This window comes from Pseudomonas japonica (assembly GCF_013522925.1).
Taxonomy (GTDB): domain Bacteria; phylum Pseudomonadota; class Gammaproteobacteria; order Pseudomonadales; family Pseudomonadaceae; genus Aquipseudomonas; species Aquipseudomonas japonica_A.
Window position 1 is genome coordinate 55,391 of sequence record NZ_JAAMQU010000009.1, and the last position, 13,757, is coordinate 69,147.

Below are 13,757 nucleotides of genomic sequence, written 5' to 3' on the forward strand. Positions count from 1 at the left end.
CCTTATTCGCGAGCTCCGCCCGTCTCCCACAGGGTCCATCCTGACACCCCGCGGGGCTCGCTCACCTGTGGGAAGCGGCCGGGCCCCGTTCCCACAGGCTTTCAAAACGGTACATTCACCCGCAGCGATGCACTCTGATCGGTGTAATCGCTGCGGCTTTGAGCGTCGTAAGTGAGCGACACCTCAGTGCCACCGCGCAGCATGCTCACTACCCCTGCCCCGCCTCGCAACAGCCAAGGGCTGGGCTGTTCGCCGGTGACGGTGAAGCTGTCGTTGGGGGCGCCGGCAAAGGCGGCGGTGCGAGTGCCTGGATCATTGATCAGGTCATACCCCATGCCCAGGTTCAACCGCAGCCGGGTTGCAGGCCCCATGTCCTGCTCCAGCCGGGCGTCGAAGCCTGCAATCAGCTGCCCGGTGTCCCGGGCCGTCACGTTCAGCAGCAGCGGTTGCAGGCCTGCCGGGCCCCGCTCTTGATAACGCCCCTCGTGCACATGGTTGTAATCCAGCCGCAGCGACGGCATCAGCCGCGTGCGCTCGCCGAGGTCGTAGCGCTGCGCCAGGCTGCTGCCCAGTGTCGCCACTGCGCTGTCATAGCGGGCATGTGCCGCGCCGGCCAACAGTTCCCGCTGCCCGTCCACCTGGAGGCTACCCGCGCCGCCGTACAGCATCCATTCCGTTCGCGCATCCAACGCATGGGCGCTGTAGCCGAGGAATTGCCACAGGTCGAGTTCGTTTTGTTGCGGCCCACCCGATACACCCCCGGCGGTGCCGCCACTGGCGTAGGCAAACGCTACCCCTACGCGGTGCGTGGCGGAAACCGCAGTGTCCAGGCCGATCACGGTGCCACCGGCACTGTCGACGCCGCTGTCGCGGTTGCCACTGTAACTGAACGGTTGGCTCCACAGCTCACTAGCGCCGCTGTCACCAGCCCGGCTCAGGCCCAAGGCGCCGGTACTCATGCGCCCTTGCACCGCCTGGCCAATGGAAGCCAAGGCTGCCTGGCTGGTGCGCAACGCCGCGTTATCCATCGGCAGCGCCTGGGCTAGCGTGGCCGCCACCTGGGTGTTGCTGCTGGCGCCCACGAAGTAACCGGTCAGCGGGCTTGCAGCGCCTTTGGCCAATTGCCGGTCAACCACCGCCGCGGCGCCTGCCGCCCCGCGTAACCCGGCTTGGCGAACAGCGCTGGCGACGCCGTCAGAGGCCTTGGGCGAAAGTGTAAGGTCCACGGTGTTGCCATCCTTCACCGCGCCGAAGTTGAACAAGGCTGAAGTGCTGGTCACGTCAAACGTGCCATCGGACACAAGCCGCCCAGCGCTGATCACGTCCGCCAGGCTGCTGACGTTAAAGGGGGTATCTGCGCTGTACAGGCCGACGTCCAGGCGGGCATTGCTGGGCAGCGTTGCCGTGCCGCTGACCTTCAACTGACCATAACTCTGGGCACTGGCGACCCATGTCTGTAGTACGGCAGTACCGGCCTGGGTGTAGTCACCGTCGATCCGCGCGGGGTTCAGCCCGGTGATCGGGGTGTTTACCGCCAACGTACCTCGGTTCACGAAGCGCTCTACCTCGAACACGCTGCCGCCTTCCATCATGTAAGCAGCGTTGCTGTAAAGGTACGCGCGGGTGCCCGGGGCATGCACGGGCGCGTCGAACCAGGTGATGTAGCGGCCGGCGATGGTCAGCGTATCCAGGCGGCTGTCGTCATCCACATAGAGGGCATAGTCGGCGCCGGACAGCGTGCCGTACGCCGACAGGGTTTGCACATGAGCACCCTCGCCTATCCGCAAGCCAATCGCCTCACCCGCCAACGCGCCGCGGTTTTCCAGCGTATCCACAGTGGTGGTTCCCAACAGGGCCATCGCGGTCTGGCCGCGTACGGTCCCGCTGTTCACCACCTTGCCACCAATGCGCACATTTTCCAGCCGAATGCCCTGGTCGTAGCCCAGGATGGTGCCGCTGTTGCGCAAGTCTGCGCCAATGTCACCGCCAGTGACCCGCAGCCCTACGCCCTGTTGGTCGTCCTCGGCCACATTACCAACGATGCGCCCGGTGTTTATCAGGCTGCCGATGATATGGCTGCTGTTAAGTCGCACGCCTGTGCGCCCCTGGATCAACCCCTGATTGCGCAGGTCACCCACAATTACCGCGCCTTGGTCGGCATTGAGCGCAGGGGCGAAGTGGCCGCCGTCCAGGGTGCCGCGGTTGATCAAACTGCCGCCAATCATCCCACCGTACAGCGACAGCCCGGCGTAGCCCGTCTGCCCGGTGGAAATGGTGCCGCGGTTGATGAAGTCGCCCTTCACCAGCGTGTCGCTCAGTGACACATCGCCGGAATACGCATGCAGGGTGCCCGTGTTGGTGAAGCTGCCGAACACGCTATCGTCGATATTGATGTTGGAGCCCGACTCGATGGTGCCGCTGTTCACAAAACCACCGTCGATCACGGTATTGCTCATGAAGAACGAGGTGATACCGCTGGTGAACACCCCGCTGTTCACGAAACTGCCCAGCACATGGCTGTTGGCGATTTCCGAGCCGCCGCTGCGGCTGGCGATGGTGCCGCTGTTGCGCACGTCGCCGTACACCAGCGTGCCCACCACCTGCAGGGGTGTGCTACCCGCAGTGATGCTGCCGCTGTTGATGATCGAGCCTGCCACCGAACTGCCTTCCACCACCAAACCACGGTAGCGGCCTTCGAGGTTGCCGCTGTTGCGCACATCGCCGGCCAGGTTGCTGTCGCGGATCAGCACAGCACCTTCGCTGACGCCCAGCGCCTGGATAAGCCCCGTGTTGCTGAGCTGCCTCAGTACCGAGCGGTCGATGTTCACCACGAAGTCATCCAGGCCTTCGCTGCTCAGCGTGCCGGCGTTGAGGATGCGCGCCGTAGAGAAGTTCGCCCCCTGCATCGCCACGGCGGCGCCTTGCGCAACGGCGATGCTGCCCGTGGTGCTTACCACCAGGCTCTCGCCCGCGCTCAGCCGGCACCCGGCCGTGACTGGCCCCTCTACTACGGTGAGCCGGCGGATGCACGTGTCCTCCGCTCGCGCCTCGGTCAAGGGGCTGCCCATGGCAACCATTACCGCAATGGCAAGCGCCTGCCTACGTGAGCATGGATGCAGGTTTGCACAGGCATAGACATACGAAGGGGCGGCCGACTGCCGAGGCTGACCGGGGTTGCAGCTGTCCATAGGGCACCCGGGTGTAGAGGCGTGTGAAGTGGGTATAGGCAGCGGCATGTGCGCTGTCAAAGCCGTGTATCGGGGTGGTTACACAAGTGGCCGACCGGCGGTATTGGATCGCTTCTGGCTAACCGGCGATTCACGGCTAGGGTGAGGTTTCCGCCCGCCGCTTCGGCGCGCTCTGCTAGCAAGGGAATGCCCATGGCCACCGTATCGACTACTGCCTACACCACCCGAACATCTCCCGGGATCGCCGTGATCGACGTTGCCGGTTTCGAGGAGGTAAACCAAAGTGTGAGCGTGCAGGCCGACGGCAAGATCCTCGTAGCAGGCTTCAGCTTTTACGGCGGCGTTTTCGAAACCGATTACGACTATTCGATTGTGCGCTTGAACGCCGACGGCACCCTGGACACTACCTACGGCACCAACGGGCGCACGGTGATCAGCGCCGAGGTGTCCATCGACGAAGGCTACAGCCTGGCGGTGCAGGCAGACGGTTCGGTATTGGTGAGCAGCATTCACTTCGGGCCGACCAGCAGCGACTACGGCGTGATTCGCATCAAGGCCAACGGCGCGCTGGATACCACGTTCAACACCAACGCCGCCGCCAGCTTCCCAAGCGACACCGGTGATTCCAGCGCAACGGTGATGGCAAACGACGACGGCTCGGTACTGGTGACCACCTTGAACGAGGGCGACGTGAATGTGGTACGCCTGAATTCCAACGGCACACTGGACACCACCTTCGGTGACAACGGCGAATTCAGCTTCGCCGCCCCGTTCGACATCGGTGCCGATGGTGTGGAAGTGCGTGCGCTCGCCAATGGTCAATGGCTGCTGGCTGGCCTGCAATATGGCGGCGACTATCCCTACACCCTCGCCCGGGTGAACGCCGATGGCTCGCCAGACATCACCTTCGGTAACCAGGGCGTACTGGCACTCGATCCCGGCACGCTGACCGACCCCCGCGGCGGCATTACCGTGCAGGCGGACGGCAAGCTCCTGTTGGCCAACAACGGCGAAGGCTACGGCGGCTACAGCATCGTGCGGCTCAATGCTGATGGCAGCTACGACACCACGTTCGGCACCGATGGCGTGGTCACCATCAGTACGTCTGACGGCTACGAATCACCGCGGTCGATCACCGTGCAGGCGGACGGCAGGATCATCGTCGCTGGCGACAGCGGTGGCGATTACGGCGTGATCCGCCTGAACGCCAACGGCACGCTGGACACTCACTTCGCCAGTCCGGACGGCAAGCACCATGTGGACGGTTCACCGAACGCCGATGTGCAGCTGGGCTCGAGCGAAGGGGAAATCATCAAGGGGTTGGCGGGTGCGGACGTGCTGCAAGGCAACGGCGGCCGGGACCAGCTGAGTGGCGGCGCGGGGGCGGACGTGTTCCGCTTCGACGCGATCAGCGACAGCTACCGCACAGCCAGCACCAATGTCAGCGACCGCATACTGGATTTCAATGCCAGCCAGGACCGCATCGACCTTACTGCGCTGGGCTTCACCGGCATCGGCAATGGCCATGACGGCACTCTGGCCATCCAGGTGAACGCCGCCGGCACCCTCACCTACCTCAAAAGCTATGATGCCAACGCGGACGGCCAGCGCTTCGAGCTGACACTGGACGGCGACCTTTCCGGAAAATTGAATACCAGCAACCTGCTGTTCGAGCCGGCGCCAATTACCGGCACCGCGGGCGCGGATACGCTGATCGGTACCCCGGTGCAGGAAATTATGCGAGGCCTGGCGGGTAACGACCGCCTGGACGGCGGGGCCGATGACGACGTACTGATCGGTGGCAGCGGGCGTGACCTGCTCACCGGCGGCAGCGGCAACGACACCTTCCTCTTTACCAGCGCCGATGACAGCTACCGCACAGCCAGCGCAAGCTCCACCGACGTGATCCAGGATTTCACCCGCTATCAGGACGTGATCGACGTATCGGCGCTGGGCTACACCGGCCTTGGAAACGGCACTAACCACACGTTGAAAGTGACCTACAACGCCGAGCTCGACCGTACCTACCTTAAAGACTACGACGCCGATGCTTCGGGCCACCGCTTCGAAATTTCCCTGGCGGGGGACTACCTGGTGGAGAACCGGCTGCGGCCGGAAAACTTCGTGTTTGCCGATGCGACCGAAGTGACCACCCTGGGCGTGGCGGCGCCGGAGCATGTGACCGCTTGACGGCAAATCCGGCAACCGGCGAGAGCCTGCGAACGTGGCCCATGAATCCCGGGCAAAGCCTATTGGGCGCGGCGCCAGGCGCGTAATTCCAAAGCCTCAAACCCCATAGAACCGCGCGGCATTGCCTTCGAATACCTGGCTCATTTCTTCCGGCCCGAAGTGGCTGCCCAGTAGTACCCGGGCCAGGTTATGCACCTCGGCATAGCTGGCGGCGAGGGTGCACACCGGCCAATCGCTGCCGAACATCAAGCGCTGGGGGCCGAAGGCGTTGGCCACCACGTCGATATAGGGCCGGAAATCTTCCAGCGCCCAGTCCGCCGAGGCTTCGGTCACCATGCCGGAGACCTTGCAGCACACGTTCGCCAGCCCCGCGACGGTTTGCATGTTGCTCGCCCAGCCCGCAAAGTCCGGGCCTGCAGGCCCCGCCCCGATCGCGGGTTTCGACACATGATCGATCACCGCCCGCAGCCCTGGGGTTTGCTGCAGTGCTTCGATCACATAGGGCAAATGGCGGTTGAACGTGAGCAGGTCGAACCCCAGCCCGGCCACGGCGATTCGCTTGAGGTTGGCCAGCACCTGCGGGCGAAGAATCCAGGCGTCGTCGTCCAGCTCCTGCAGCATGGGGCGCAAGCCCACGAGCAACGGGTTACTCCGATAGCGAGCCAGTTTCTCCGGAAAATCCGCCGCTTCCAGGTCCAGCCAGCCCACCACCCCAGCAATGAAGTCTGTCTCTGCGGCGAGCGCCAGGAGGAAGTCGGTTTCGGCCTCCGTCTGCGCCGCTTGCACAACCACCGTGCGGCTGACCCCGGCGCGGCGCATTTCGCTGCGCAGGTCATCCGGCAGGAAGTCCCGCAGCAAAGGCGCCACGTGCGGCCCCATCCAGCTGTAGTCCCCGCGGTCCATTTTCCAGAAGTGCTGATGACAATCGAGCATGGTGCCTCCGAGGTGCTGATCTGGCGATCAGGCGCGAATGACGCCCTTCTTGAGAATAATGTTGCCGTACAGCCGGCGCTCGCCGGTGGACACCACGGCGTAAGCCAGCTTGGCGCGGTCATAGAACTGGAAGCGGTCGATCGGCTCAAGCGTCAGGGCACGGCCTTCGCTGTCATGGATAAGCGTGGTGAACTCGCTGTAAATCGCAGGTTGCCCATCGGGGCACGCCATGACCGCGGCCGGTTGTTCAACGAAATCATCCAGCGGCAGCAATGACAGCACGGCCTGCAGTACAGAGGTTGCCGTATGCCCCGGCAATTGCACCAGGCGCTGCGCAACCGCAGCGGCGGGGAAGTTGGCGTCGCCCAGCACCAACTCATCGCCGTGGCCCATGTCCGCGAGAATCTGCAGTAATTGGCCAGTAAGCAGTGGATCGATGGTTTTCAGCATGAATCTGTCCTTGTTGTTTTTGAAAACAGTGCATGAGGCGTAACGGCTACGGCCGGATCAGCCCTTCGGCCGCCAGCGCTTGCCAGAGGGCGTCGGGGATCTCCCGTTCGAACCACTCGACGTTTTGCTGCACCTGCCGCGCGGTCTTGGCCCCGATCACCACACAGGTTGCGGCCGGGTGGCGCAGCGGAAACTGAATGGCAGCAGCCGCTAGCGGTACGTCGAAACTAGTACAAATGGCGCGCAGCCGTTCGGTTTTTTCGATGATGGCGGCCGGCGCGTCGGCGTAGTTGAATTTGTGCCGGCCCGTAGTAGTAGAGGCGAGAATCCCCGAATTGAACACGCCAGCAACTACCACTGCCATGCCGCGGGCCTGGGCCAGCGGCAGGAATTCATCGGCCGCGCCTTGGTCCAGCAGGCTGTAGCGGCCGGCGAGCATCGAGCAATCCAGGTCCGCTTCCTGGAGGGCGTCGCGGATCACCTGCCACTCGTTCACGCCCAGGCCAAAGCCCTTGATGTTCCCCGCAGCGCGTAGCTCTTCCAGCGCACGGAAGCCCCCGCCCTTGGTCAGCGCGCGCCAGTGATGGGCATGCTGGTCGGCATGGGTGACCTGGCCGATGTCATGCACGTAAAGCAGGTCTGGCGCGGGAATGCCCAGGCGCTGCTGGCTGTCGTCGAAGCTGCGCAGGATGCCGTCGTAGCTGTAGTCAAACACCTCACGAAACGGCAAGCCGTTGAACCAGCCAGGGTCGAGCGGGTTTTTCGGCGCCTCGGGCGGCAGTACCCTTCCGGCGCGCTGAGTGGTCATCAAGCGGCCGACCTTGGTGCTCAACACCCATTTTTCGCCTTGGCCCCTGCGTTCTTCGCCACCCTCTTCTACCTTGCTCCGCAGCATGTGGCCCACCAGGTGTTCGGAGCGGCCGTTGCCATACATGGGTGCGGTATCGAAATAACGAATACCGGCGTCCCAGGCGGCGCCCAGCATTTCCAGGGCGTCATGGGTGCTCACCGGGGCGTATAGCCCGCCCAGCGGCGCGCTGCCTACCCCCAGCGCCGTCACGCTCAAACCGGTACTGCCAACGGGGCGTAGCCAAGGGGCTTTGTTCTGGCTGGTCATAGGGTTTCCTTGTTGTTGGTCGGTCAAAGCTCGGCCCTATTCTTGCGCCGTGCCCGCACCACGATGGCAACGCCGACCAGCAGGATCAAACCCCGCACGATCTGGCGTTGGGAGTCAGTCCAGCCCAGCAGCGCCGAACCGCTTAGCAGCGCAGTCAACAGCAGCACGGCGGTGAGGGTACCGATCACATTCGGTTTGCCCAGCTTCAAGGCCATGCCGCCCAACAGCACGGCGGTCAGGCCATCCAGGAAGTACGAGGCGCCAATATAGGGCTGGCCGGAAGACAGGTTGGCCGCCAGCAGAATACCGGCCACCGCCGAGAGCACGCCGGAGAGGATATACAGCAGGAACAGGATGCGATTGGCCGGCACGCCCGCCTCGATCACGGCAGCGCGGTTCTGCTCCATGGCATAGAGGTAATGGCCGAAGGTAAGGTGTTCCTGAACGTAGTAGGCCAGCCCGTACAGCACCAGCACAATAATCGCCAACAGCGGCACCATGCCAAGGTTGGCGTTCACCAGGGCGCCAACGAAGCCAGTATTGGAAAGGGAAATCGAGGTACCCAAGCCAATGGCCGCGGCGATCGAACCGGCCAGCCCGCCCGTGGCGATGGTAATCACCAGGGCCGGCAACCGCAGCAGGGCTACCAGCGCTCCGTTGATCAGGCCAAACACCACACCCGCGCCAATGCCCAGCGCCACGGCTTCCGGCCAACCGAAACCCGCTTTCACCAGCCCGGCCACCAGCATGTTCGCCAATGCCGCCACTGACATGAAGCTCACGTCGATTTCGCCTGCGGCGATGATCCAGGTCACCCCCAGGAACATGATCGCGCCGATGCTCGCCGAGCGCAGCATGTCGGTGATGTTCCCTTCGCTGGCAAAACTTGGCCGCAGCCAGGCGAAGGTCACGAGCGTGGCGGCGAGCAATACGAACAGCCCGTAGCCAACCAGCGACCTGCGCAGGTCCACGCGCTGGCGTTGGGTTTTCAAGGGTTGGGTCATGACTGTCATGCGCGTACCGCTCCCCGCGAAGTGTTCGATCCGCCGATCACTCCGCGCAGCATGGCTGTGACCTTGGGATCGAAGGCTGCGATGGCGCCGATCAGCACGGTGCTGACGATGGCATCGCTGTAGAAATATGGGATAGCCATCAGGGTGAAGCCATTTAGCATTGCCGACATCAGTAAAGTGCCCGCCAGGGTCGCTGGAACCGAGGGCCGGCCAAACAGCGCCGCGCCCAGGTACACCGCCGCGAAGGCCGGCATCAACAACTGGTTGCCGGCACTCACGTTGGCCGCCCCGGATGAGGCCACCAGCAGCACAATGGCCGTGCAAGCGAAGGCGCCACAAATGGCAAACGCCGCCAGCACATAGCGGCGGGTGCGTACGCCAGAGAAATGCGCCGACAATGGGTTCTGCCCCGTAGCGTAGAACGAGCGGCCGAACCGCGAGGCATGCAGCACGATGGCGGCGACGATCGCGGCGGCAAACAGGATGAACACGGGCATGTCCAGACCCAGCAACCTGGAATCGTTGAGGTCGAGAATCCCGGACATGAAGAAGTTTTCCGAGATCGAACTGCCGTTGCTGTAGAGGTAGGACAAGCCCAGGGCCACCCCGCCCGTGGCGATGGTGGTGACGATATCGGGCAACCGGAAGCGCGACACCGCCAGGCCATTGATCACGCCCACCATGAACCCCACGCCCACCCCACCGGCAATGGAAAACGCCAGGCCGTGGCCGCCGGCAATCAGGTAGCCCATGGTCATCGCGCCCAGCGACGCAACACCCGGGAACGACAAGTCAAAATGGCGCACCACAATCACGAACGTCAGCCCAAGTGCCGCAAGCCCCTGCACGGACATATGCCGCAGCAGCGCATGCAGGTTGCCGCTGCTGGTGTAAGCGGGCACAAACCAGGTGAACGCGCCGCCAACCGCAGCCAGCAGAATCACGAACGCCAGGCAGCGGAAAAAGACCGGTGAGCGATTGAGCAGATTTTTCATGATGCACGACTCCCCATGATACCGGCGGCCATCAGCTGGTCCCGACTGGCCGCCGGCGCCGAGAGGGAAACGGGGTTGCCCCGGTACAGGGCCAGGGTGCGATCCGCGACGCCATGGACCTCATCGCAATCGGAGGAAATAACCAGCACCGCGGCGTTCTCGCTCAGCTCGCGCATCAGCGCGTAAAGCTTGGCGCGAGCGCCGATATCCACTCCAACCGTAGGCTCCACGAAGATGTACACCTGGGCGCTGCGAAACAGCCCTTTGGCAATCACCACCTTTTGCTGGTTGCCGCCGCTGAAGGCACTGACAGGGCGGTCCAGCTTCATAGGCTGCAAGCCAACTTTTTCGGCAAGATCGCCGGCCAGCCTGCGGTTTTTGCCAAAGCGCAGCAGCCCACCCAGCGAAGACGCCTTGTCCAGGTGCGCCAGCGTGGTGTTGAAGGTGACGTCTTCGGTCATGGTCAAGCCTTCGGTGCGGCGGTCGCCCGGCACCAGGAACATGCCCCGGTTCAAGGCGTCATGAGGGCCCTTCAATTGCACGGCTTGCCCGGCAAGGGTCATGTGCCCCGCGTCGGGGCGAATTACCCCGAACAGCGCTTTGGAGAGTTCGTCCGCGCCCGAGCCAATCAACCCGAAAATCCCGACGATTTCGCCTTCGCGCACCTCGAAACTAACGTTATTGAAGTGGCTGCGCTTGCTCAGCCCCTCAACGTGCAGCAAAACCTTGCCGTCGCTGCGGCCCGTGCGCTCGGGGTAAATGTCCCCGGGTTTTTCATCGAGCATCAGCTCGGGTATGGACACACCCAGGCGATCCACATCGGCCACGGCATGGGTGCCCACATTGCGCCCGCCCCGGAATACCGTGAAGCGGTCGGCGATCTGGAACACTTCTTCCAGGCGGTGGGTGATGTAGATAATCGCAATACCGGCGGCTTGAAGGGTGCGCATCAGCTGGAACAGCGAGGCCTTTTCCCGTTCGGTGAGGGTTGAGGTCGGCTCATCGAGAATCAGGATGCGGATGTCGTCCCGGCGCAAGGCATGAAGGATCGCAATGATTTCCCGATCCACCGCCGCCATCTCCCCCACGCGCTGGTCCAGGTCCACTTCGATCGGGAAGCGCTTGAGCAGCTTCTGCGCGGCGCCGCGCAATGCCTTGCGGTCGATCCGGCCAAACAGGTTGGGGCGGTGCGCCTCTTCGCCGAGGAAGATGTTCTGCACGCCAGTGAAGTCATCCACCAGTTCCGGATGCTGTTGCACCGAGGCGATGCCGCAGGCAATGGCGGCCGCGGGGCTGCCCAGGTCAACGGGCTCGCCGGCAATCTCGATAACCCCGGCATCCTTCGAGTAAACCCCGGAGAGGATCTTGATCAGGGTTGACTTGCCCGCGCCGTTCACGCCCAGCAGCGCGTGAATTTCACCCGCTTCCACCGCAAAGTCGACGGCATCCAGCGCCTTCACAACACCGAAGCGCTTTTCGATCTTGCGCATGTTCAATACGGTCGCCATGTTCTTACCTGCGCGTCTGTCATTATTGTTATCGAGCCGTACGCAGACGCCCAACAGCACACTGCGCTGCTGCGGGCCCCTACAGAACGCGCTGCCAGCCGACCTTCTGCGCTTCGCCTGGCTTGTCGTAATCGTCCGGGAGCGTCGCCAGGTCCTTCAGGCTGTCCTGGGTAACGGCGTAACTGGGGGTGATCACGAAACGCGGCGCCGGGCGCCCGGCGATCACCTCGTGGGCGTAGAACGCATTCATGTAAGCCATTTCATAGAAGCTCTGCGCCACGGTCAGCGCGAAGGGCGAGCCGGCCTTGATGTACTCGAAGGATTGGCGGCCGCCGTCAATGCCGGTGATGAACACCTTGCGCCCGGCGGCGCGGATCGCCAGGGTGCCTTCCGAGGCCGCGCCATCCCACGCGCACCAGATAGCGTCCAGGTCGGGGTTGGCGGTGAGGATGTTATCCACCACCTGGCGCGGGGTGGTAGAGCCACCCAGGGCAAAGGCGATCTCCGAAACCACCTTGATGTCGGGGCTACGGATGAACACCGACTTGGCCCCTAGCGTGCGCTGGTCCCAGGACTCGTTGGACGGCAGGCTCACGATGGCAACGTTACCCTTGCCGTTCAGCCGTTTGACGATGTAGTCCGCGGTATAGGCGCCCAGCCCGAAGTTGTTGGACATGGCCGTGGACGTCACTGTGGTGTTGGGCACATAGCTGTCGCCGCAGAAGATCGGGATGCCCGACGCCACTGCCGCTTGCACCGCCGGGGAAATCGCGGCGGCGTCAGCAGGGGTAATAAAGATCGCGTCGGGCTTGGAGGCCACGAACGCCGCGATCTGGTCCGCCTGCTTTTTGATGTCGTAGTTGGCATCGGCGATGGTCAGCGTACCGCCCAACAGCGCAATCGCATCCTTGTAGCCGGTGACAATGTGCCGCCCGGACTCCCACACCGTCCAGCCAAGGGACGCGCAGAAGCGCATGTCCTTGCCGAATGCCATACCAGGGCGGCCTAGTGCCGCAGCCACCGCCAGCAACGCGCCAGCGCCCAACACCCCACGACGGCTGAGCTTGAGGTTTGCCAGGAAAACATCTTGTTTTTGTTTTTCGTCATCACTCACAGACATCACGCAGCCCTCTTCTTGTTATCTGGCCGGGCCGGCACGGCCCGTTCCAACGCTGTTCGAACTCAGCGCGACTCGCGCAGTATTTCCAGGTATTGCGCCTCGGTCGCCAGGCGCGGGTTGGTGGCATGGCAGTGATCCTTGAGGGCCTCGCCTGCAATCTTGCGCATCATTTCCTCCGTCACCCCCATGGCCTCCAGGCCCGCCGGCAGGCCGATATCCCGGTTCAGTCGGGCAATCACTTCATCTGGCGCGCCGCCGAGAATGCCCGCCAGCACGTCCCATTTGGCGCCGATGGCGGGCCGGTTGAAACGCAGCACCGCAGGCAGCAGCACGGCATTGAGCGTGCCATGGTGCAGGTTGGGTTCACGGATTGCGCCCAGTGGGTGGGTCAAGGCATGCACGGCGCCCAGGCCTTTCTGGAAGGCCATGGCGCCTTCGAGCGCCGCCATCATCATGTTCCAACGCGCCTGCTTGTTGCCGCCGTCGGCCACTGCCTCGCGAATGGCCGGGAAGCCACGGCGCAGGCCGTCCAGCGCAATGGCCTCGGCGGGCGGATTGATGGACGGCGCCATGTAGGTTTCCAGGCAGTGAGCCAGCGCGTCCATGCCGGTGGCGGCAGTGAGCAAGGGCGGCAGGCCGTAGGTGAGCTCCGGGTCGCACAACGCAATGCTGGGCAGCATGTGCGCGCTAAGTATCCCCAGCTTGCGCCCCTCGGCGGTCACGATCACCGCTGCCCGGCCCACTTCCGAACCCGTGCCGGCCGTGGTGGGAATGGCGATCAATGGGCAAATCCGCCCGTGGATCCGCCCCACGCCGCCCGCCACGGCGGTGTATTGGTCCAGCGGGCCAGGGTGGCCAGACAGTAAGCGCACGGCCTTGGCCAGGTCGATGGAAGAACCGCCACCTAAGCCGATTACGCTGTCGCAATCGCCCTCGCGATACATCGCATACGCCGCGGTCACGGCTTCTTCGGTGGGGTTGGGCGGGGTGCCGTCGAACACCGCCAACGGCTCGGGGAACAACGCCAGCACCTTGGCAACCAGGCCGGTGGCGACCAGCCCACGATCGGTCGCGATCAACGGGCGCTTGCCACCCAGCTCCCCCAATAGCGCCGGCAGGCGATTGATAGCGCCTTCGTCGAATTCGATACGGGTGACGTAGTTGATCGTTGGCATACGGCGGACTCCCTCATCAGGGCCATCTACGCCTTCCGCGATACTGAGCGCGGAGCGTGCCCGGCCTC

Annotated in this window: 10 protein-coding genes; 1 reads left to right on the forward strand and 9 read right to left on the reverse strand. The window is 63.7% G+C overall.

Going from position 1 to position 13,757, the window contains the following annotated elements; translation table 11 throughout:
• Window positions 1–101 precede the first annotated feature (101 nt).
• A complete protein-coding gene (locus G7016_RS15455; protein ID WP_181115883.1) occupies window positions 102–3,068 on the reverse strand; it encodes an autotransporter outer membrane beta-barrel domain-containing protein in 2,967 nt (988 codons plus the stop codon).
• A 312-nt stretch (window positions 3,069–3,380) separates the two neighbouring features.
• On the opposite strand from G7016_RS15455, the gene G7016_RS25375 reads away from it, so the two are divergent.
• A complete protein-coding gene (locus G7016_RS25375; protein WP_181115884.1) occupies window positions 3,381–5,378 on the forward strand; it encodes a M10 family metallopeptidase C-terminal domain-containing protein in 1,998 nt (665 codons plus the stop codon).
• 96 nt (window positions 5,379–5,474) lie between these two features.
• Here the strand turns inward: G7016_RS25375 and G7016_RS15465 are convergent, their stop codons facing one another.
• The 8 genes from G7016_RS15465 to G7016_RS15500 all read right to left on the reverse strand — a co-directional run bounded on the left by G7016_RS15465 (window position 5,475) and on the right by G7016_RS15500 (window position 13,689).
• Entirely contained in the window at window positions 5,475–6,311 is an 837-nt protein-coding gene (locus tag G7016_RS15465) for an amidohydrolase family protein (RefSeq protein ID WP_181115885.1), read from the reverse strand.
• Window positions 6,312–6,338: 27 nt separating this feature from the next.
• A complete protein-coding gene (locus G7016_RS15470; protein WP_181115886.1) occupies window positions 6,339–6,761 on the reverse strand; it encodes an RbsD/FucU family protein in 423 nt (140 codons plus the stop codon).
• Between the two features lie 46 nt (window positions 6,762–6,807).
• Complete coding sequence (locus G7016_RS15475) at window positions 6,808–7,878, reverse strand: aldo/keto reductase (protein WP_181115888.1); 1,071 nt, start codon at window positions 7,876–7,878, stop codon at window positions 6,808–6,810.
• Between the two features lie 23 nt (window positions 7,879–7,901).
• Window positions 7,902–8,891 (reverse strand): ABC transporter permease, encoded by a 990-nt coding sequence (locus tag G7016_RS15480; RefSeq protein ID WP_181115890.1) that lies wholly within the window; start codon window positions 8,889–8,891, stop codon window positions 7,902–7,904.
• The gene (locus G7016_RS15485) at window positions 8,888–9,886 is read right to left on the reverse strand and encodes an ABC transporter permease (RefSeq protein ID WP_181115893.1); all 999 of its coding nucleotides are present in this window, start codon (window positions 9,884–9,886) and stop codon (window positions 8,888–8,890) included. The genes G7016_RS15480 and G7016_RS15485 overlap by 4 nt, the downstream gene beginning before the upstream one ends.
• A complete protein-coding gene (locus G7016_RS15490; protein ID WP_181115895.1) occupies window positions 9,883–11,394 on the reverse strand; it encodes a sugar ABC transporter ATP-binding protein in 1,512 nt (503 codons plus the stop codon). Before G7016_RS15490 ends, G7016_RS15485 begins: the two co-directional genes overlap by 4 nt.
• 79 nt (window positions 11,395–11,473) lie before the next feature.
• Window positions 11,474–12,514, reverse strand: coding sequence for a sugar ABC transporter substrate-binding protein (locus G7016_RS15495; protein ID WP_181115897.1), 1,041 nt, complete (start codon window positions 12,512–12,514; stop codon window positions 11,474–11,476).
• A 62-nt stretch (window positions 12,515–12,576) separates the two neighbouring features.
• Window positions 12,577–13,689, reverse strand: coding sequence for an iron-containing alcohol dehydrogenase (locus G7016_RS15500; RefSeq protein WP_181115899.1), 1,113 nt, complete (start codon window positions 13,687–13,689; stop codon window positions 12,577–12,579).
• Window positions 13,690–13,757: the final 68 nt, after the last annotated feature.

Bases quoted from the DNA above. Each gene is read 5' to 3' on its own strand.
- G7016_RS15455 (WP_181115883.1), bottom strand. From the start codon at position 3,068: ATGGGCAGCCCCTTGACCGAGGCGCGAGCGGAGGACACGTGCATCCGC.
- G7016_RS25375 (WP_181115884.1), top strand. From the start codon at position 3,381: ATGGCCACCGTATCGACTACTGCCTACACCACCCGAACATCTCCCGGG.
- G7016_RS15465 (WP_181115885.1), bottom strand. From the start codon at position 6,311: ATGCTCGATTGTCATCAGCACTTCTGGAAAATGGACCGCGGGGACTAC.
- G7016_RS15470 (WP_181115886.1), bottom strand. From the start codon at position 6,761: ATGCTGAAAACCATCGATCCACTGCTTACTGGCCAATTACTGCAGATT.
- G7016_RS15475 (WP_181115888.1), bottom strand. From the start codon at position 7,878: ATGACCAGCCAGAACAAAGCCCCTTGGCTACGCCCCGTTGGCAGTACC.
- G7016_RS15480 (WP_181115890.1), bottom strand. From the start codon at position 8,891: ATGACAGTCATGACCCAACCCTTGAAAACCCAACGCCAGCGCGTGGAC.
- G7016_RS15485 (WP_181115893.1), bottom strand. From the start codon at position 9,886: ATGAAAAATCTGCTCAATCGCTCACCGGTCTTTTTCCGCTGCCTGGCG.
- G7016_RS15490 (WP_181115895.1), bottom strand. From the start codon at position 11,394: ATGGCGACCGTATTGAACATGCGCAAGATCGAAAAGCGCTTCGGTGTT.
- G7016_RS15495 (WP_181115897.1), bottom strand. From the start codon at position 12,514: ATGTCTGTGAGTGATGACGAAAAACAAAAACAAGATGTTTTCCTGGCA.
- G7016_RS15500 (WP_181115899.1), bottom strand. From the start codon at position 13,689: ATGCCAACGATCAACTACGTCACCCGTATCGAATTCGACGAAGGCGCT.